Here is a 21280-nt window from a genome sequence, read left to right on the forward strand (position 1 = left end):
ATCGATTACCTCTCAGCCATCTGTGAATCAGATGCAGATTCATTACTACTGGTCGAAAACTGCTTTGCGATGCCAACCATCTTTTGTACTTGTCTAAACACCATAAACAGCCCACCAATCGGCAGTGCGTAAGTTTGCCAGCTGCTTGATACGCCGAGTGTGATCAATTCAAAAAAGGCGGTGCGCTGTACGTGTTGGTAGCCGAGATAAACAATGGCGAAAATAGAAAGAAGAACGGCAAATTCCAGTGACAGCACTAAAGCTAAACGGGTTTTCTCTGGCAATTTATCGGAGAAAAAAGTGATGTTTACGTGCGAGCCACGTTTCAACGCCATTGCACAACCAATCATGCACATGTACATGAACAACACTCTGGCAAGCTCTTCACTCCATAACGACGGATCGTTCAATAACCAGCGGCTACCAATCTGCCAAGTCAATACCACTAACAATGCCGCCATAAGTGGCACGGTGATGATTTCTTCAATATTGTCGATTATCTTACGTATCATTTTGAACTCCACGGCTGGCCAGTCTCGACCAGCCTAGAAATTGACACTTAACTTAAGATCAAACGTGAGTAACAACGCTTACATTGCTGCAAGCTGCTTGACTACTGGCTGACCCACCTGTTCTTCAAACTCTGAGTACAATGGCTGCATTGCTTCACGGAACGGTGCAAGCTCTGGGTAAGTCACGGTTACGCCTTCTGCTTCAAAGTAAGAAATCAGCTCAGCTTCTTGTTTCTCAACAAAGGCTGTGTGTGCTTCGCCTGCTTTTGCGACTGCTTTAGTGACAATGTCACGTTGCACTTGATTCAGACCTTGCCATGTGGTTTCAGAGATGATTACCATTTGGTCGTTCACGATGTGATTGGTCATCGCAAGATTGGCCTGCACTTCATAGAACTTCATGGTTTTGATCGCTGGCAATGGGTTTTCTTGGCCATCAACCGCATTGGTTTGCAGTGCTAGGTACACTTCAGAGAACGCCATTGGGGTTGGTGACGCGCCAGACAGTTTGGCAAAGTTCAAATTCGCTTTAGCATTCGGTACGCGCAGCTTCAGACCTTTAAAGTCTTCAATGCTGTTAAGTGGACGGTTAGAAGAGGTTTCGCGTGTGCCGTTGTACCAAGTATCCAATGCGCGCCAGTTAAACTTGGTTAACATTTCGCCACGGATATCTTGGCCAAAATCGGAATTAAAAATACGTTGTAGGTGGGCAAAATCACGCACGACGTAAGGCAACATAACCGCCTCAGCACGTGGGATCCATAAACCCATGCGGCCAAACTCTGCGTAAGTGATATCCAAATCACCCATCGAAAGCTGTTGCAGCATCGCACGGTCATCACCCAATTGTGCGCTTGGGTAAAGTGCCACTTTCATTTCACCATTGCTGAGTTCTTCAATGGTGTCGGCCAGCATCTTCGCTGACGTGTATTCCACGGAACCAACAGAAGGCTGCATACCCATCTTAAGTGTTGTCGCCGCTTGAGCAGAGACAGCACAACCTAAAGCAAGCATAGCGAAAGTAATCTTGTTCATGGCTTTCATAGTGTTCCCTTATTGTTTTTTGGCCTCGGTTTTTCTCGTCCAAGGCTTTTATTGACCAAGTTTCACGTATTTGAAAAAAGTTTTTATTTTGTTTGAAAAAAATCTTCGTTATGGATTATCATTGCGATGAAGATTATTTTCAAACCAACTTTTATTGAAATGTGATCGCGGACAAAAATTCGCCAGAGATATGATTCCTACACCTTATCGCGACGAATGTGATGGATTTTAAGTCACTATTAATCCGCTGTGAAATGTCTTATTGAGAGGCCAAACGTGAGAACAAAAAATATAAATATCAAACAGTTAAAAGAACAACTCCAAGGTCAAACTGTCGTCTCGATTCAACCAGTGCCAGACAGTCCACTCGAAAAAACCGAATTCATCGTCGCGATGGCACAAGCGGCAGAACAAGCAGGAGCAAAAGCACTGCGCATTGAAGGCGTTGCCAACGTTGCAGCCGTTTCACGTGCCGTTAATTTACCAATTATTGCGATTGTGAAACGTGATTTAGCGGACAGTCCTGTTCGCATTACCCCTTACCTTTGTGATGTTGCTTCACTGGCTGAAGCAGGCGCGACCATCATCGCTTTTGATGGCACCAATCGTGAGCGCCCAGAAAGCCGTGATGTGATAGCCAAAGCGATCCAAGAAAGTGGCTGCTTTGCCATGGCGGACTGCTCAAACTTTGAAGATGGTCTTTGGGCCAACGAAGTGGGGGTGGATATTATTGGCTCTACTTTGTCGGGTTACGTGGGCGGAGAAGAGCCAACCGAACCAGATTTGCAACTGGTGAAACAGTTTTCTCAAGCGGGATTCTTTACTATGGCTGAAGGGCGTTACAACACCCCTGAACTCGCCGCTCAAGCGATCGCCCATGGTGCCGTCGCAGTGACCGTCGGTTCAGCACTGACTCGTTTAGAAGTGATGATTGATTGGTTTAATTCCGCGACTCAAGCAGTAGGAGAGCGTTAATGTCGATACTGACGAAAAACACACTGGCAATTGATATCGGCGGAACAAAAATCGCAATTGGTTTGGTAGACGGTGACGCCATTGTTGAACGTCGTCAGTTTCCAACTCCAACAGTGAAAGATGCAAGCCAATTTGCCGCAATGATCCTCGAACACGCCGCAGATTGGCTTAATCGTGCAACACAAGTTGGCATTTCGACCACCGGACTGGTTACCGAAAAAGGCATCTCGGCCATTAACCCTGATACCCTCGCCTTCCCTGCACCATTTCCCCTAGCTGCGGCACTTGAAAGCCTCACCAACAAACCGGTAGCCATGCTCAATGATGCTCAAGCCGCGGCTTGGTATGAGTATGTCAAACTACCTCAACCTGCGCGTAATATGGCGTTTATCACCGTTTCCACCGGTGTGGGCAGCGGTATCATTATTGATGGTAAGTTGCACAGTGGTGTCACCGGCCTTGCCGGTCATGTCGGTCACTTCTCAATAGATCCTAACGGCCCGCAGTGTGGCTGTGGCCAAGTCGGCTGCGTGGAAGCCATCGCTTCTGGCACCGCAATTCAACACTGCAGTCGCGAGGTGTTTCACCCGCCAATCAGCAATGTTGAACTATTTGAGCGCGCCCTCGATGAACCGAAAGCCGAAGCGATTATTCAAGCCAGTGCGCAGGCCATTGCGACTCTGTGCTGCAACCTGAAAGCCACCCTCGATTTGGATGTCATCGTATTAGGCGGCGGAGTAGGCTTAGCGAACGGCTATTTATCGCGCGTTGTGGAGCACATTGCTCAGCGTCCAACCGCATTCCAAGTGCCGATCATTGCCGCTCAAGGTGATTATGATGCCTGCTTGCTCGGCGCTGCTTTCCAATTTAATAAGGACTGATTATGGGAATGAAAGCCATTTCTGCTGCACGTCTTTTTGATGGAACTCATTACCATCGCGATGCCGCACTCATTTGGAATAACGATGTGATTGAAGCGATCCTGCCGATTGCCGAATTGCCTAGCGACATTGAGCATCAGCATTATGCCGATGCCTTAATTGCACCGGGCTTTATTGATTTACAAGTTAACGGTGGTGGCGATGTGATGTTTAACAGCGACATCAGCGCCAGCGCGATTGATACCATTTGTCGCGCCCACCGCAAACATGGCACCGCGTACCTATTGCCAACGCTGATCAGCTCTACCCCGCAAGACATTAGCCAAGCATTAACCGCCACCGAACAAGCGATTGAAGCACAGGTACCGGGCGTGATTGGCGTGCATCTGGAAGGCCCATGGCTGAGCAGAGAGAAAAAAGGCGCACATAACGCCGAGCTATTTTATTCCCCAACCATCCATGATCTGGCTGATTTCCCTTGGCCAAAACAGGCCAAAGTATTGGTTACGGCAGCGGTGGAGCACATGAGCGATGAAACGCTCGATTGGCTACAGCAACAAGGCGTAACCCTCTCTTGCGGCCACAGTAATGCGACTGCTGCGCAATTAACCCCTCGCAAACTCAGCCGCATTGATGGCTTTACGCACCTTTTCAATGCCATGTCAGCATTTGAAGGGCGAGAACCCGGTGTGATTGGTACTGCGCTGCACACTGACCATGCTTGGTGCTCCATCATTACAGACGGTATTCATGTACACCCAAACAATGTGATGCTGGCGCAAAAGGTAAAACCTGCGGGTAAGCTTTTGATCGTCACCGACGCGATGGCCACATTAGGCAGTGAAACCAATCGTTTTGAACTTGATGGGCAAGTTATCGAGGTGATCGATAATAAACTGGTCAACAGCGAAGGTCGCTTAGCGGGCGCACACATCGGAATGGATGAATCAGTCGCCAATGTGATTGCATGGGGCATCGATGAAGCAGAAGCGCTGCGAATGGCTTCAACCTATCCTGCCCAAGCGATGAACCTAACTCAATTAGGCCAGCTAAAACCGGGCTGCCGCGCCGCAGCAACGGTACTCTCTAACGACTATCAATCACAAGCGGTATTGGTGGATGGCCAGTTGTTGTAAGCCGAGTTTATGTTTTTTAATGGATATGAAGAAGGCGCTCATTATGAGCGCCTTTTTAGTCGGTTCGATTTAAGCCGTTATATTGGGTTAAAAATCTCACACTGTAAGTGCCCTTTTCCGTTATCTAACGATTTAGGCACTAACCGCACTTCACCGATATCAAACTCAAACGGCTCATCTGAATAGAGTAAAAATGGTGTGTTCACGTTCGAGAAATCGACCCCCTTTTCCTCTAAACATCTCAGCGGCACTTTTATGCGTATCCACTCCTTATCGGCATTCATCAACGCCTTTTGCATCGGCTCTTGAATGGATGCAACTGCTCCACATGGATAAACGCAGTGCGCGGCCAGTTTTAACGATTCCGGCACAGGGCTTTTTACGGATATATCAAATTGCAGGGTGGAATCGGCGACTAAATAGTGACGAAGATCGACCCCTATCTTATCGGGGGTCTGCAGATAAAACTGCATCGGAAGTTGGTCACCTAAAGTCACTGATAGCGCGTCTTGTTGGTGAAGATAGTTGATGGGCACTGTGCTAGCCGAGCCTATTGTTAACAGCTGAGAACGAGAAACAAACGTTTCTTTCCAGTTGTTTATATGGCCGCTAATTTTAGGCACAAAGACATTGTCAGCAAGGCGACCATAAATATCTAAATTGTGCTCTGGCAACGGCTTTCTTTGCTCTTCACCACAGCCCCATTGCCTATTGTCCAATTCTATTTCATGGTTAAACGTATGGCTCAACGTGGCATTTAAGTAAGCATTTTGCGGTGATTGATAACTCAAACCATACCCATAATTAAAGAGCGGCTTATGGTGAAGTATCTCTTTTTCCGTACTCGCAATCGTATAATTTGGAATATGTAACGCGCGGCGATTCACATTCATCATACATTTGGTCGAAGGCCATGAGAATGACAATTTACCGCGAAAATCGACATCGTTAACGCCAAACAGTACATCTGTAATACCACCGCCTTCCGTACCTGGTAGCCAGGCGGCAACAAAGGCATCAGACTGGTTCAGTTCCGGATTAACATACAGTGGCCGCCCCGAGAATAGTAACGTCACCACCTTAAAGCCCTTTTCCTTGAGATCCGTGAGCAAAATAAGATCTTGGGCATAACTCTGCTTTCGTTCAGAGTAAGACAATGTTTGATGGGATTTAATATCACCAAACATCTCCGCGTAGGGATCTTCGCCCATGACAACAATGGCGATGGCATCCATCGGCGCCGTACTCGGATCGTTAAATACTCGTTTAGTCCCCACTTGATTGACAAACGCTTCAAACACCGTCATTCCATGCGCATAGTCACCGCGCTTATTTTCGTTGCCTTGCCAAGTCAGCGTCCAACCGCCACTTTGTTTTTGCAGATCATTCGCCGCGCTGCCAACCACCAAAAAACTCTGATTTTTCTGCTCTAATGGTAAAATTTGTTGGTCATTTTTAAGTAATACCAGTGATTCACTCACGGCTTGACGCGCCACTGAGCGATGTTGAGTGGATCCCAGTTGCGATTGTTCACCTGCGAACTGGCGATAAGAGGGCCGTGGTTTTTGCCAAAGACCCGCACGCATTTTGACTCTTAATATTCGTGTCACGGCATCGTCAATGCGCGCCATCGGGATCTCTCCCAAGCGAACGCTCTGAATGACATTACGATAAAATGCTTTCCAATCACTATTATCAGTCACCATGAAAAGATCATTACCCGCATTCACCGCGGCTGGGCAGTCAGCGTTGCTGCAACCTTTCACCTCGCCATGCCCATTCCAATCGGTGACCACAATGCCATCAAAACCCATTTTATTTTTGAGTACCTCGGTGATGAGGTAACGGCTACCGTGTAATTTGCCTTTTTCAGCCTTTCCCCCTTCCGCTCTATCAGATTGAGGTTGTTGCCAAGAATTGAATGAGGTCATCACCACTTGAGCCCCCGCTTCTATTGCAGAGAAGTACCCCATCGCGTGGATGTTACGCAAGTTATCTTCACTTGAATGGTTAATCCCCCTGTCTATCCCTTTATCTGTGCCGCCATCCCCTACCCAGTGTTTTACCGTCGCGATAACTTTAGCTTCGGAACGAAGTTGCTTTTGATTACCTTGTAAACCCGTGACTATCGATTTGGCATATTGATAGGTGATCTCAGGCGATTCTGAATACCCTTCATACACTCTTCCCCAGCGATAATCGCGAGGGATAGCAACCGTTGGGGCAAACGTAAGATCGATGCCCGTTGCAGCCACTTCTATCGCGGTAATTTCACCAATCTTTTGAATTAACTCTGGATTATTGGCCGCACCAAGACCGATATTGTGTGGGAAAATCGTCGCGCCATACACATTATTGTGGCCATGAACGGCATCGGTTGCCCACATAAATGGAATACGGAAACCTCTCCCCGCGTACGCTTCATCAAGCGCAAGCCAATATTGGTCGGATTGAAGGGCCCAATCACTTGCCGTGGCAGTTTTATTTTCATTCGGCCAACCACCGCCGCCATTGAGTACCGAGCCTATTTTGTATTGCTTCGCTTCCTGAGGGGTCATTTGACGGTATTCAGGCATCACCATTTGCCCAACTTTTTCGCCTAATGTCATCTGTTGGACTAACTCAGCGATGCGCGCCTCAATGTGCGCCTCTTTAATAATGGCGCTATCAAGCGATGGCCAATCTTGAAAATAGGGCAATGACGACGAGCCCGCGCCACCATTATCGATGATGGTGTTTTCATCTGCGGAATGAGCGTTGGGAATAGTAAACAATACGCCGAATATGACAGCGAAAAGGGAAATTGCATTAATATTTTGTATCACCCTGTAATCCTTAACTATGTTTACTTTTTCCATAAAGTTAAGTGTAGCTTAGAGTGATGAAATCATAAGCCACAATGCACATATTAATGATGCGAACGCCTATTCACGTAGAGGCGACTGAAATTTCTTGGTATATGCAGGGAAAACACAAAAAGAAATTAGCCTAGAACCAATCTCTTTTAGGGCTAAATGGGTACACACTACAAGATAAGAAAGCGCTCCTTGCCTGCAACCGTTTATCGGCAATCCAACCAACGAAAAACTCGAAGGCATTCCCCTTCGGCTAATGGATTATCTTGAATGATGGATTGGATTACGCGCCAATTTCGAGAGCATCGACGACCTTGAGGTTGCTCGAATCCTACGCATCGATATTTCCTTTGATCACTTTACTGGATATGAAGAAGGCGCTCATGAAGAGCGCCTTTTTGTGTGTGAGGGGGGATATCCATGAGGGTTATACAGACAAAAGAACTAAGCAAGGAATGTAAGCGCATCCCACAATTCTTCATTTATGATCTCTATTTTATGACCTTCTTCTCGAAACGTTAACACAGACTCAATCTTCCTACCGTAGCTCATAAATCGCCAATCTCTACTCGCAACAGCCCCGAGAACTAGAATATCTAATCCTTTAGCGACATTTTTCTTGACCTCTACACCTTGCTCGATAGCTTTTTGCTCTTGAGCTTTTCTTGATCCACTTAGAAATTTTCCTGTGAAACAGATTTTTTTACCATTCAGACAAATACGACCATCATGTGTTGTTGAAAAATCAGCAGACATACCATAGGCAAGACCAGTTTCTAAAAGCGACTGCCCTGATATAGCCTTAATTAAGCTCAATAAATCTTTACGCTCTTCCTCATCAACAATCCCATCAGCTAATATCGTGTCTAAACGTTTCTTTATCGCATTCGCTGGCCATTTACTAATTAGATTTTCATCTTTGTTCAGTAAAGAGGTTAGTTTTTCTATTTCAGTATCACATAGTGTGTCGTCGGCACTTATTCCACTCAAAAAGCCGAGTAAATGATTCACCGTTCCTTCATAACCGAAATCGTCGATTTGCCCATACGTCAATACGTCTTGCAGCATTTCCTGTATATCTTCTAACTCTGATGTAGTGATAACGCCATCTTCCAATATGTCTTCAATTTGTTCATGAATATCTACAAAATCACCATCTTTCAGATCGAAGGCATCGTTATCTTTCCATGCCCTCAAATACACTTCTTCTAGATCGGTCAGACATTTATCGGCATGGATACCATCAAGTATTCCTTTAAGAGTTAAAATCGCTTTGGCTTTATTTTTTTTATAGTTAAATGAAATATTGAATGGCTGCCCATTGCAATCCAAAGTAGCTTCCAATTCTGTCGTCATCTCAAAAACCCCATCAATAGTAAACACAATGCATAACTATTAACGCAGGACTTTAAACGTATCAATTAGATTTAATGGCATTTGCAACAAAGCTAACAGTTTGTCGTTCTGTTTAATTGAAATGATTTTTACATACCCAATCTAAAGACTGTAAATAAGCTACCCATAAACGAGTTATTTATGACGTCAGTTCACTGATGGCGAATTGAATCTCTTCCGACGAAAACCCTTTGCGGCTTAGCATTGCATACGCTTTGCTGCGCTCTTTATGCACGCTTAAGTCGTAAGATTTTTTCTCTAATTGCTCTAAACAGCTGCTGTAAAAATCAATCTGCTCTGAATTGGCTAGCTTCTCAACGAGGGCATCAAGGTCAGTAATATCGATCTTGCGTTGACGCAATTCTTGGCGAATCACGGTCATCCCCTTCCCTTTACGGGCGTATTTCAGTACTTCTTTTTCTAGATCGGCTTTTTCCGCTTTGATCTCAAGGTTGGTTTGCAATTGAGGAAAACAAGGATGCTGTTTAATCGCTTCATTGACTTGAGCGTAGCTAAAGCCTCTTTTTTGCAAAGTGGCGACAAGCTTTTCTTTACTCATATTGAACGCTTGGTAGTAACCGTTGACTCGGTCGTTCAAAATCGTCTGCTCATCAATACGCAGTTCATCTTTTACCTTTGCCACCGCGGCGCGAATTACCGTGTCGTCCAACCCTTTCTTTTTGAGTTTTTCTAAAATGTACCCACTGCCGTATTCATTAAAATATGCACGCTCAGCGAATTTTTCAGCAAACTCATTATCGGATTTCAGATAACCAAAACCACGCAGCTTCTCTAACGTATCGGCGATCCATTCTTCATTATCGGTTTTAACGCGGAGTTTAGACAGTAGCTCACTTTCCGTCAGATCTTTTTGACCTAAATGCCACAACGCGGAGTTCATGACGCTTTCAATACGTGTGGCTTTTTTCACTCGGTTTTCTTCAGGATGCACGCTTTGGCCTCGTTGTCAGGAAATGCATTAACGAGTTTACACTAATCTTATGTTTTTCTGGCGACTCTCTTAACCAAAGATATATTCTGATTATTGGCCCAAAGAGCGCCAGTCTGTCAGCTTTAGCTGTTTACGTCTGATGAAGTAAAAAATGGCCATGCATAGCCCAAATAAAAGACCGCCAATTAATGCCATATAGACCGCTTCAAGCACCGGTTTACCTTCCGCGCGCCACGTCATAAACCAGCTGATCAAGCCCCAAATCGGCGCAAAAATCATCATAGAAATAAAACAATTATTCAGAAATGTTTGGTAGTACGGCGGAGGAAAGCGTAAACCGATACTACGCAATAATTTCGCCATTGGTGGATTGAAATTGGATGGCCAAACGCCTTTATGACTCAACTCTTGATGGGCCAATTTTAGCTTGGTTTCATAATCCATACGCTGACTCCTTAACTTCCATGTTGACGCGAACCGCTCAGTCACCAGCTAGTACAAAAGCGTACGTGCCGGCAACGCCCCAGCACTTACTTATTCGGCAGCTGGGTATGGTCAAAACACTGTCTAGTGACTAAACCCCATTTATCATCCTGGTATTGATCTTCAGCATAATCTCCAGACGTGTAGTCACTCACAACGTCCCGCCAAAATTTAACCGCATGATCGGCTCCGGCAACTTGTTTAATTTCCCATGAGCCCTTTAGACGCTCAAAAAGAGTGGAGATGAACTGTTTTCCAACTTTGTTTTTACGAAAGTATGGCACAACATAGAAATCACAAATCTCAAATTCATGTGGGGATTTTTCTTCTATCGCAGTAAGGGCCGCTGGGATTCCCTCAAGATAGAGTAAGTATCCCGTCACGTTGTTGGCAATTTTAGGGTATATCTCAAACAAGCCATTTTCATCTGGCTTATCATCAATGATCTTGGAAAATTCGGCCGCATAACCTTGGTATAGATTTGCATAGGCCTGTTTATTACTACTATCGACCGTCACTATTTTCATCAATTCTTCTCTCTACTGTGAACGACACCTTCGATCTTATGCTAGCACGTCTCCAGTCCACCGATGAGATGAATTTGGATGAGCAGAAAGAGAATGATAAAGGAGGCCAGAAGCAGGTAATGAGTTAACTTTGTGAATCTTGGATTTTTAATCGTTTTTACATCAGTGAGAGAGATGACTGCAAAGTGGTAATCGACTCGTTGAGCCGCCCTAAAAGCGGGATGGCAGGCCAAAAATCGTATTATTGCTACATAATACGATTTTTCTTTCTATTCCATTAGAAAAGATCAGTTCTTTTCTACATCTGATTTGTTAGCCATTTTTTGAAGATTTTCATTAATCTTAAATAGCACAATCATAAGTTCACACCAGATTCTTGCACCAATTGCACCACCAACAATCATCGCTAATCCAGCTAGAATATTAGGTTGGTAACCTGCAAACATGGTGGATAAACCTGAAATAAGAACAGCGACCAATAACAACCAATACACGATAGTAATGATTTTCGGCGTTAACATTGAATCAAAAAAGAAAACACTTTTCATTTCTACAACTTCCATCAATAGTTAAAGATAACAAGCTAAAAAGCCGGTTTGTAATCAACAGAATAATTACGAGCAATGTTATATTCCAATTCACAACAACTGACCACATCTAGTGTACACGATTGATTTAATTGATAAATAAATTAGAATAACGCCGCATTTTTCATTTTCAATCAGAGTATAACTAAGCCAGAGGCCGACATAATATCCTGAGTAGATGAGTGATAAGCACGAATGCCCAATCGATTGATGGCAATAAGAAAAAAGCGCCCGAAGGCGCTTCACTATCTATTTTGAACAGACTTTAGCGAGTAAAGATAATCGCGTCAGAGACTTCCCTTTCATTGGCATCAGATGAAGAACCGGTTCGTTGACCGTCGATCACCATCATCGATGAACCACCACCATCAAGGTTGATGGCATTCTTAGTACCCAGAGCTTCCATGACGACCGCAACATCAGTAATGCTTGCACCTTCCGTTTCAGTTGGCGCACGGCCATACACGACCGCAGCGTACAAGATGTTATTGTCGGTCACACCAAGTGCTGTGCGCGGGTGACGACGCAGTACCCATCCATTGTAAAACCCTTCACGGTTTTCCATCGCTCCGCTAACGCCTAGGCCATCATCATCTTGAGAGCCGGCATGATCGCCCGTTGATGGGTAAGGGTTAAAACCTTGCGTATTACGCGAAGCAATATCAATCGCGAAATTGGTGACAAGACTTGGGCCCGCGTTGAGCATGGAAACGCCTTTACGTAATTGAACCTCTTCACCATCAACCACGACTTTGCTCGTAAGGGTGAGCTTATCGCCAAGCTTCACGTCCAGCGCAGAATCACCGGTCAATTGCACGTAGCTAAAACCAGCATTAATCACACTGCCACGCTGAGTGAACATTTCGATCACTTTGCCGTTAGAGTCAATGACGATCTCTTGGCCTTCACCTTGCGGAGTTTTTGCTGCATAAGCAGAATTGTAAATGATGATTTCGCTATCATCAGTACAGACGAAGTCATGGATCGCCTCAGTAGACGGTGTATCACCGAAACCACCACAATTGAGGATCACGCCGGGTTTGCGGTTAATCCCATCAATTCGAACGATATTTCCGTTGAGGTTAAGCTGAACTTCCGTCGTAACGGAATTGCCAATCGACACTTTAGAGTGCAGACCTGAGTTATCGATGATCAGAACTGGTCGCTGATTCGCCGCCTCTCGCAGCAATTGCCCATCTTTTACATACAATCCAGCAGGCGCGCCCAAATCACCCACTTGGTCGTTAAAAGCAAAGAAGCCCCCATTGATGGCGGCTAACGCTTGATTGCGCTCGGCCATACTTGATACGGTTTCAGCCGTGGTAATTTTATCGTTGGCAAGAATACTGGCGACTTTGCCTTGGTATTGGTTCAAATCAACGCGCAACACGCTAATGTCGAATGGGCCTTTGGTGTTATAGCCGTCTTGTGCAGAAAATCTTGGTGAAAAGTTCAGTCCATGCGCTTTCAATGCCTTAGCTTGCTCTGCCGCGGCATCAGACGATTCGAAGCCTCTCAAACGAAGGATTTTCCCCATGGCTTGACCATTAGGCGCCGCTTCGGGCGCGGCTTCAAGCGTGTATTGAAGTTTCAGGTCTTCTAATTTTGATGAGTAATCCTTAATGGTTACCTCATTCAAGATGCCACTTGAGAGTAGGAATTCTTCGGCCTGAGAAGATCCGCGTTTAATATCATAATAGTCAACACCTTTAACAAGCGATTGGTGCTCGACGGTTTGAGGTAACTCAGAGCCGCCAATGCCTAAATCGGGTACATTCCACTGCGCAGCATAAGCTCCAAATGCAGTGCTAGAAATAAGCACGGCAAGTAGCGTTTTTTTCATTATTTTCATCTCTTTTATTTCACGGATGAAAATAAGTGTATAAGCGGAGAATTATAGTGTCTGTGCGAAAACTCACACGCTTTCAGCATGTGACTCATTAAATGTGAAGCAACCTCTAAGTTTTAGTGCATCTAATGTTAGTTCACTTAATAGAACCCACTCCGCCCCCCTCATCACATAGAAATCAAACACTTAAACAAGCACGAAACATCTCGCTTCTTAAATATGAATGATTACTCTTCTTTGGCTGACATTATTGGTACCAAAGGCAACATAAATGGAAGATAACAACATCATTCATCTTCTATTCAGTTATGCCGCGCTATATTGGCACCAACCTCAACACACAATAGAAAATAATAATGAAAACGAAACTACTGATTACAACTCTTGCTCTTGCGGCTTCAACCTCTGCGTTTGCACAAGGTTTTAACACGGCACAAAACGCTTCTGGTTTTAAAGGCCCAACTCAAACCATCTCAACGGTTCAACAAGTCCTTAGTGCTGACGTATTTAATGATGACATGCCGGTCACGCTAACCGGTAATATCAAGGCTTCGCTGGGTGGTGAAATGTATCTCTTTACCGATGCAACAGGCGAAATCACCGTTGAAATCGATCACGACAAATGGTTAAACCAAACGGCGACGCCTGAAACAAAAGTGCAGCTGATCGGTGAAATTGATAAAGAGAAGTCAGGCACTAAAGTTGATACAAAAATTGATGTGGATACGCTGCGAGTTTTGTAAGTCATCCTAAAACAGAAAAAAGGCGCTATTAGCGCCTTTTCGTTTATTCAGAAGTTATCTGCTTCGCATTACATGCCAAGCGCGAGTTTCAAGCCTTCACCATACGCTTCGTCCGCTTGGTAAGCGTGGTCAATGTGACGCTGCTTGATGAACGCCGGCACACCGTCCATTGCGCGAGCGGTGTTATCAAACAACACTTGTTGTTGCTCTGCCGTCATTAGACGGAACAAATCACCCGCTTGGCTAAAGTAATCTTCATCAACACGGTGGTCATAGTTCGCACCTTGACCATTGATACGTAGTGGCGGCTCAGAGAAATCTGGCTGTTCTGCCCACTCTTGTTGCGAGTTTGGCTCGTAACCAATCGTTGAACCAAAGTTGCTATCAACACGCATTGCACCATCGCGGTGGTAGCTGTGTACTGGGCAACGTGGCGCGTTAACCGGAATTTGGTGATGATTAACACCCAAACGGTAGCGCTGAGCGTCGCCATAAGCAAACAAACGACCTTGCAACATTTTGTCTGGAGAGAAACTGATGCCAGGAACCACGGCAGCAGGGTTAAATGCTGACTGCTCGACTTCTGCAAAGAAGTTTTCAGGATTACGGTTTAGCTCGAATTCACCCACAGGGATCAATGGGTAATCTTTTTGTGACCATACGCGAGTCAAATCAAACGGGTTGAAGCTCACTTCGTCGGCTTCAAGCTCTGGCATGATCTGTACGTACATTTTCCATTTAGGGAAGTCTTTACCTTCAATCGCTTCATACAAGTCACGGTGATGACTTTCACGATCTTTACCACAGATGCTCTCTGCTTCTTGGTCGGTAATATTTTTGATGCCTTGCTGAGTTTTAAAGTGGAATTTAACCCAGTAACGCTCGTTATTCGCGTTGATGAAACTAAACGTGTGGCTACCAAAACCATGCATGTGACGGTAAGACGCGGGGATACCACGATCACTCATCACGATGGTGACTTGGTGGAAAGCTTCTGGCAATGATGTCCAAAAATCCCAGTTGTTGGTTGAGCTGCGCATATTGGTGCGCGGATCACGCTTAACCGCATGGTTAAGGTCCGGGAATTTTAGTGGGTCGCGCAGGAAGAAAACGGGTGTGTTGTTACCAACCAAGTCCCAGTTGCCTTCTTCTGTGTAGAATTTTAGCGCAAAGCCGCGGATATCACGCTCGGCATCCGCCGCACCGCGTTCACCAGCAACGGTGGTAAAACGCGCAAACATTTCCGTTTTTTTGCCGATTTCAGAAAAGATTTTCGCACGGCTGAATTGGCTAATGTCGTGAGTGACCGTAAAAGTACCGTAAGCACCTGACCCTTTGGCGTGCATACGACGCTCAGGGATCACTTCACGGTCAAAATGTGCCAGTTTTTCCAAAAACCAAACATCTTGAAGCAATTGTGGGCCGCGTGGGCCAGCGGTCATTACATTTTGGTTATGGGCAACCGGACAACCAGCAGCAGTGGTTAATTTCTTACTCATCGTATCTTCCTTCCAGAAATGATCATCGGATGTATTATTGGCTTGAGCCTTATTTTGATAAGCAGATTAGAGCGAAAAGTCACGTTTATAAAACCGCTTTTACTTATTAATTCAATAGGTTTTCACTATGGTTTAACCAATTGTTAAAACAAGTATCGGGCGAGGTAAATAATATTCACCAGCGCCATAAAAACAGCAAGTGAGACAAGGTCTCATGTATTCGTCGCGATAAGCAGGTATAGGAGTGCAGTGACTGTCGAACTCATCCATTTCTTCATAAAAGCCAAGCATCCGAAACACTATTTTATCATTCAACAGAATGATGGGATTTATCGGTCCTTATTCCTAATATGGCACCAATAAACGACTATGTTTCGTATGACTTCATACCATAAGACAAAATGACTATTCATTTTGTGATCTGTTAAATAATTGAGTAAATACTCAGATTAAATTTTTCATCCATCACGACAAAAAACTCTTATCCCTCTCAATTTTCATCATTTTATGCCGAGGCACGCCCCTACTTCGCTCAAAAATAACGCACTTGTCAATAATCGTAACTGGTCCGATCGGCACTCGGCAGTGGCAAAAGTGACAAAAACCCTGTATCCACGGGGCCTTGACGCTCGTTTAGAATATTTATTCCACAAGATAAAAAATTTCTATGCGGTATTTGCGGATTTATTTGGTAGTCTTGGCAAATAAATTTTACACATTGCTCTGAATTTATTTTCAGTAGGGGTCTTTTCTTTTGAATATGAAACTGTTTGGCAGTTCCTTAATCTTATCTGGAACTGCATTAGGCGCAGGAATGTTGGCCATTCCAATGGTATTGGCGCAGTTTGGCTTTTTTGTGAGTGCTGTTTTAATGGTCGTCATCTTCCTTGGGACCACATACTCCGCATTACTCTTAGCTGAAGCATGCACGAAAACCCAAGAAAGCACCGGCATGAGCAGCATTGCTTACTTCACGCTGGGTCGCAACGGTAAGCACTTTATTAACATTTTGTTCTACCTTTTGCTTGCCTGCCTACTGATCGCCTACATCATCGGCATTGGTGATTTATTGCATACCATGCTGCTTGAAATCGGTTTTAATGTCTCACCGGTGATTGGCTATACCCTCTTCAGCTTGGCGATGGGTTTGGTGGTGGTTGCCGGTAAATCTTATATTGATAAGCTCAACCGCGGCCTGTTTATCCTGATGATCGTGATGCTATTTGTGGTGATATTTTCGTTGATGAACAATATTCAATGGGATTACCTCAGCCAAGAAAGCAATTTCACCACCAGCGATGTGGTGCAATACAGTGCGGTTATCTTCACCAGTTTCGCTTCTATGGTCGTAATCCCATCACTGGTGAGCTACAACCAAGATGCCTCAGAAAAACAAATCCGCAATATGGTACTTCTGGGGTCCGTTATTCCTCTGGTCTGCTACCTGATCTGGCTATTTGCTGTGATTGGTAATTTAGGTGTGGAAGCGGTCAGCCAGTTTGAAAATATTTCTCAGCTGATTGCGGCATTTGGCGGCGAAGCAACCTTGCTGAAAAGCGTTGTGGCTATCTTCTCTGCATTGGCGTTAATCACGTCATACTTAGGCGTATCCATGGCGCTGTATGACCAAAACAAAGATGCAATCACCAGCAACACACCAGCGGCATATGGCTTAACGTTTGTCTTCCCTCTGGTACTGGCCACGCTGTTCTCTAACCAGTTTGTTAGCATGCTTGATTACGCAGGCATGGTGTTAGTGTTCTTAGCCATATGGGGCCCACTAGCGATGGTGGTAAAAGTGCGTCAACCTAACTTTGCCCATGCAAAGCTTGAACAAACCTACACCGCAGGTGGCGGGCAGCCAGCACTTGCCGCAACCTTTGTCTTTGGTGCACTGATCTTTGTTTCTTGGTTTATGGGCTAACGTTTCGTTCAACTCCTTGCCAACAGCAAAATCAACAAGAAGAGAGCCTTAATGGCTCTCTTCTTTGTTTCTAACGATCGCAAAAACACCGCCCATCCCCGACTCAATCGTGAGCTGAATCACCCAATCGAATAAACGCTCAACGGCATTCGATGGTTAGGACAAATGTCCTATTGCTCGGGCATTCATCGCTCTACTATCCCTGCGTTCTAAAAGGGATAGACGAAATGCATCAAACCACCCATTCACTTCAAGGCTGCCATGTGATGGCGAAGCCAAGCAGTTCTAAATGCAATATCGATTGCCACTATTGCTTCTATTTAGAAAAAAGCCATTTATACCCTGACGCCGACCGCCAGTCTTATATGAGCGTCGAGACACTTGAGCTTTATATCCAACAGCACATCGCCGCACAAAAAACTCAGCAAGTGGTCTTTGCTTGGCAAGGAGGAGAGCCGACGCTGTTAGGCGTTGCGTTTTTTGAAAAAGCGATTGAGTTTCAAAGAAAATACCAGCAGGGCAAACAAATCATCAATACGATTCAAACCAACGGCTTATTGATTGATGAGGGCTGGTGTCAATTTCTAAAACGCCACCAATTTCTGGTTGGTATTTCAATTGATGGGCCAAAAGAGCTGCATGATGTTTATCGCAAGACACGTGCTGGCAAGCCAACGCATGACAAGGTCATTGCGGCAATAACTCAATTAAAACACCATCATATTGAGTTCAATACGTTAACGGTGGTCAGTGATGCGAACGTCAAGCACCCAGAGGAGGTGTATCACTATTTAAAGAGCCTTGGCAGCCAGCATATGCAGTTTATTCCTTTGGTTGAACGCGCGGCCACTCAAGCGACTGAAAACGGGCTGACGTTGCTGCATCCGCAGAGTATAGAGAAAGCCGCCGTCACATCGTGGAGCGTGAACCCCGATCACTATGGGTTGTTCATGTCAGCAATTTTTCATCACTGGGTGCGTAAAGACATTGGCCGAGTTTGGGTTCAATTGTTTGAAAACACGTTTGCCCTCACCTGCGATCAACCGGCCCAACTGTGCGTTTTCGCACCAACTTGTGGCAGTGCTTTTGCTTTAGAAAGTAACGGCGACCTCTATGCTTGCGATCATTATGTTTACCCTGAATTTAAACTGGGGAACATCCATCAAAGCGATATCAATACGCTCAATCACAGTGACGACAATAAGCATTTTGCGCAGCAAAAGCAGCGCTCCCTGCCACGAGATTGCCAGCAATGTGCCTATCTTTCTCTATGTAATGGGGGCTGCCCAAAACATCGATTTGCCCTTTCTCAAGCCGCTAAGCCGGAACAAAACTATTTGTGTGCTGGGTACAAAACGTTTTTCGCCTATTCAGCCCCTTACTTATCGTTAATGAAACAACTCTACCTTGATGGGCACCCGCCCGCTGCGATTATGGAAATCATCGCAAGAAAAGAACAACAACCAAAATAATCATGGAGTAAAACATGAAACAATTTAGAGTCAACTCGCTTGCGAAAGCCTGCGCTCTAGGCGCAATCGCATGCAGTAGTCATGCAATTGCACAAACGTCTGCAACACCAACGCAGCCCAATGTCATTGTTATTATGGCGGATGATTTAGGTCAATGGGCCACCGGTCTGCGCAATGATTTGATCCAAACGCCTAATATGGAATACATGGCAGAAACCGGAATTCGCTTTGAGAATGCAATGACCCCGGCCCCTGTCAGCAGCGCAGCCCGAGCCTCTTTCCATACCGGTAAAATGCCATCACAACACGGTGTTTATGACTTCCTTGCGGAAAACTCAAAATACGATGCCAATTGGCTTGATGGTGAAAAGCTGCTTTCGGAACGCATGCAAGACTTGGGCTACCGAACGGCTCTTATCGGTAAATGGCATGCCACCACTGACAGCAAAGAACCCATTCGCGGCTTTGACCGCTGGCTCAGTTACGATGCGTTAAAGTCGGGCTGGAAGAACCAATATTTGCATTCCGGTACGGTGCTCTTTTCTGATGAAGGCAATAATGTTGAACATACAGGCATACAAGCGCAATTTTTGACCAAGCAAACGCTCGAGTTTATTGATCGCCCAAGTGAAAAGCCGTTTTTTGTCAGCTTAAACTATGTTGAACCTCACTTTCCTTTTGAAGGATTGCCTGAGCGCTTAGTGGAAAAATACCGCGCGATCGCCCACAAAGTCGTCTCATTTGGTGGCAACTCCGCGCTTGATAGCATGAGTGATTTCACATTAACACCAGACAACCATGAAGAAACGTTAGCGCAATACCTCGCCGCCGTTTCTTTGTTGGATGATCAACTCGGTCAGCTTCTCGATAGTCTAGAAGGTCGTGGCTTACTCGATAACACACTCATTGCTTTTGTTTCCGATCACGGCTTGCTGATGGGCCAACATGGGTTATATGGAAAGGTAAATGCGACATTCCCATACAACTATTACGAAGATACGGTGAGAGTACCTTTTATTATCAAAGGGCCTAAAGAGCTGGTAAGAACGAAGCAGGTTCGGGGCGAATTTGTCGACATTCTTGACTTACACGCCACCATTATTGACGTAGCGAGCCAAGGCAAAGAATACGATTCTAGCTACGGCCCTGGACGTACGTTAGTGCCAATGCTGAAAGGTGAGCGCGTCCAAGACTGGCGTGAGTACCAATTTTCAGAGCGGGGTAACTCTCGCATGATCAGCAATGGCCATTGGAAGCTTGTACGCTACTTCGATAAAGACGGTACGCCACACAACAATTGGTATGATCTGAGCCATCCATTGGGTGAGCGCTATCTATCACAGCCACCGCAAACAGCATTGCAAGAAACCATGATCGCCGCACTGGATGGCTTCTTTGCCCAATATTCAACCGATAAATACAATGGTTTGAATATGTGGAACATTAGTTATCCAAACTTCACGACTGAAGATATTTTGAAACACGAGCGCTGGAACTGATCCCCACAGCAAAAGAACCTTTAAGACCAATCAAAAGTAGCGGCTGAGCTCGCTACTTTTGTGCTTCTTCATTACGCTTATCCCTGAGTACATCCATATCCAAAATCACAATCGACTTCCGATCCACTTGAATCGCTCGACAACTGCTTAATTCTTTCAGTATTCGGTTGTATACGCGCAAGCTCGTTCCTAAACGTTCACACTCTAAACTTTTATTGATGAGATACGGAGCAGGACCATTCGCTTGATGAAATTTCATCAGATCATCAATCACACAGTATTTTATCGTATGAAGAATATTGCGGGTCATCCGCTCTACCGAAAGGTACCATTTAGAGGTTAAATGGCGAAAGGTGATCGCGGCCAAAGGTGGCGAACAACACACCAGCTGATGAAACGATCGTCCCTTAAATACATACGCTTCGCAGTCTGACTCGGCCACAACGCTATAAAATCCCGGCTTTTGCGAAAACAGCTCCATCAACCCTAAAAAGCCATTATGCAAATAACTGCCTAACTGATAACAGCGTCCATTGTCTGATACGCGACTCAATCGGATCTCACCTTCTACAATAAAAATGACATCCTCGATCGTTTCATTCTGTCTCAATATCTGCTCACCACGACTGATTTTTACTTTGCGCAATGACAGCACAGAATCATGATCCTGAAGATAACGTAATATGTCACCAGAATGATAAATGTCTTGTTCAATCGTCAGCATAGAAAGTCCTCGTTCAGACTCGTCGATAGGGCTGCATCATAATGTATATAGCGAAAGAGTCTTACTACTTAATCGTTATGACTTTTTGTTTCTGTGATATGAAAAAGCCCAAACCGAATCTCCACCTAACGATTTGTACTGATGAGACTTCCTACGGCATTCATTCATTTTTCCCGGCATTGATTGTTGCATTTATGAGAAACATAAATAGTTCAAAAAATAG

Annotated in this window: 18 protein-coding genes; 7 read left to right on the forward strand and 11 right to left on the reverse strand. The window is 45.0% G+C overall.

Annotated elements, in window-relative coordinates:
- Nucleotides 1–5 precede the first annotated feature (5 nt).
- Together OJ16_RS16435 and OJ16_RS16440 are read right to left on the reverse strand one after the other, a co-directional pair.
- Nucleotides 6–524, reverse strand: coding sequence for a TRAP transporter small permease (locus OJ16_RS16435; protein WP_173425024.1), 519 nt, complete (start codon nt 522–524; stop codon nt 6–8).
- Between the two features lie 66 nt (nt 525–590).
- Nucleotides 591–1556, reverse strand: a complete 966-nt coding sequence (locus OJ16_RS16440) for a sialic acid TRAP transporter substrate-binding protein SiaP (protein WP_040992323.1) — start codon at nt 1554–1556, stop codon at nt 591–593.
- A gap of 291 nt (nt 1557–1847) precedes the next feature.
- Between OJ16_RS16440 and OJ16_RS16445 the strand changes: the two genes are divergently transcribed.
- From OJ16_RS16445 to nagA, 3 genes are read left to right on the forward strand one after another with little or no spacing between them, the layout of a single operon-like run.
- A complete protein-coding gene (locus tag OJ16_RS16445; RefSeq protein WP_372151327.1) occupies nt 1848–2531 on the forward strand; it encodes a putative N-acetylmannosamine-6-phosphate 2-epimerase in 684 nt (227 codons plus the stop codon).
- Nucleotides 2531–3412: an N-acetylmannosamine kinase gene (locus tag OJ16_RS16450; RefSeq protein WP_040992325.1), complete on the forward strand. Its 882-nt coding sequence runs from the start codon at nt 2531–2533 to the stop codon at nt 3410–3412. Before OJ16_RS16445 ends, OJ16_RS16450 begins: the two co-directional genes overlap by 1 nt.
- A gap of 2 nt (nt 3413–3414) precedes the next feature.
- The gene (gene nagA, locus OJ16_RS16455) at nt 3415–4548 is read left to right on the forward strand and encodes an N-acetylglucosamine-6-phosphate deacetylase (RefSeq protein ID WP_040992326.1); all 1134 of its coding nucleotides are present in this window, start codon (nt 3415–3417) and stop codon (nt 4546–4548) included.
- 77 nt (nt 4549–4625) lie between these two features.
- Here nagA and OJ16_RS16460 read toward each other — a convergent pair whose 3' ends face one another.
- The 7 genes from OJ16_RS16460 to OJ16_RS16490 form a co-directional block, all read right to left on the reverse strand.
- On the reverse strand, nt 4626–7373 hold the full coding sequence (locus OJ16_RS16460; protein WP_052810384.1) for a glycoside hydrolase family 3 protein: 2748 nt from the start codon (nt 7371–7373) through the stop codon (nt 4626–4628).
- A gap of 474 nt (nt 7374–7847) precedes the next feature.
- Complete coding sequence (locus tag OJ16_RS16465) at nt 7848–8759, reverse strand: BRCT domain-containing protein (RefSeq protein WP_040992743.1); 912 nt, start codon at nt 8757–8759, stop codon at nt 7848–7850.
- Between the two features lie 178 nt (nt 8760–8937).
- Complete coding sequence (locus OJ16_RS16470) at nt 8938–9699, reverse strand: RecX family transcriptional regulator (RefSeq protein WP_040992744.1); 762 nt, start codon at nt 9697–9699, stop codon at nt 8938–8940.
- Between the two features lie 141 nt (nt 9700–9840).
- A complete protein-coding gene (locus OJ16_RS16475; protein WP_040992327.1) occupies nt 9841–10194 on the reverse strand; it encodes a DUF6404 family protein in 354 nt (117 codons plus the stop codon).
- Between the two features lie 86 nt (nt 10195–10280).
- Nucleotides 10281–10760, reverse strand: coding sequence for a GNAT family N-acetyltransferase (locus OJ16_RS16480; RefSeq protein WP_040992328.1), 480 nt, complete (start codon nt 10758–10760; stop codon nt 10281–10283).
- A gap of 287 nt (nt 10761–11047) precedes the next feature.
- A complete protein-coding gene (locus tag OJ16_RS16485) occupies nt 11048–11308 on the reverse strand; it encodes a DUF4282 domain-containing protein (RefSeq protein ID WP_040992329.1) in 261 nt (86 codons plus the stop codon).
- 304 nt (nt 11309–11612) lie between these two features.
- The gene (locus tag OJ16_RS16490; protein WP_040992330.1) at nt 11613–13190 is read right to left on the reverse strand and encodes a phosphodiester glycosidase family protein; all 1578 of its coding nucleotides are present in this window, start codon (nt 13188–13190) and stop codon (nt 11613–11615) included.
- Nucleotides 13191–13552: 362 nt separating this feature from the next.
- Between OJ16_RS16490 and OJ16_RS16495 the strand changes: the two genes are divergently transcribed.
- Nucleotides 13553–13939 (forward strand): NirD/YgiW/YdeI family stress tolerance protein, encoded by a 387-nt coding sequence (locus OJ16_RS16495; protein WP_040992331.1) that lies wholly within the window; start codon nt 13553–13555, stop codon nt 13937–13939.
- A 68-nt stretch (nt 13940–14007) separates the two neighbouring features.
- Here the strand turns inward: OJ16_RS16495 and OJ16_RS16500 are convergent, their stop codons facing one another.
- Complete coding sequence (locus OJ16_RS16500; RefSeq protein WP_040992332.1) at nt 14008–15438, reverse strand: catalase; 1431 nt, start codon at nt 15436–15438, stop codon at nt 14008–14010.
- A gap of 760 nt (nt 15439–16198) precedes the next feature.
- Here OJ16_RS16500 and OJ16_RS16505 point away from each other — a divergent pair.
- The 3 genes from OJ16_RS16505 (at nt 16199) to OJ16_RS16515 (ending at nt 20333) form a co-directional block, all read left to right on the forward strand.
- The gene (locus tag OJ16_RS16505) at nt 16199–17362 is read left to right on the forward strand and encodes an amino acid permease (protein ID WP_040992333.1); all 1164 of its coding nucleotides are present in this window, start codon (nt 16199–16201) and stop codon (nt 17360–17362) included.
- A 227-nt stretch (nt 17363–17589) separates the two neighbouring features.
- The gene (locus OJ16_RS16510; RefSeq protein WP_040992334.1) at nt 17590–18834 is read left to right on the forward strand and encodes an anaerobic sulfatase maturase; all 1245 of its coding nucleotides are present in this window, start codon (nt 17590–17592) and stop codon (nt 18832–18834) included.
- Between the two features lie 14 nt (nt 18835–18848).
- A complete protein-coding gene (locus OJ16_RS16515; protein ID WP_040992335.1) occupies nt 18849–20333 on the forward strand; it encodes a sulfatase family protein in 1485 nt (494 codons plus the stop codon).
- A 52-nt stretch (nt 20334–20385) separates the two neighbouring features.
- Here OJ16_RS16515 and OJ16_RS16520 read toward each other — a convergent pair whose 3' ends face one another.
- Nucleotides 20386–21057, reverse strand: coding sequence for a Crp/Fnr family transcriptional regulator (locus OJ16_RS16520; protein WP_040992336.1), 672 nt, complete (start codon nt 21055–21057; stop codon nt 20386–20388).
- Between the last annotated feature and the right edge of the window lie 223 nt (nt 21058–21280).

Source organism: Vibrio renipiscarius (assembly GCF_000827885.1).
Classification (GTDB): domain Bacteria; phylum Pseudomonadota; class Gammaproteobacteria; order Enterobacterales; family Vibrionaceae; genus Vibrio; species Vibrio renipiscarius.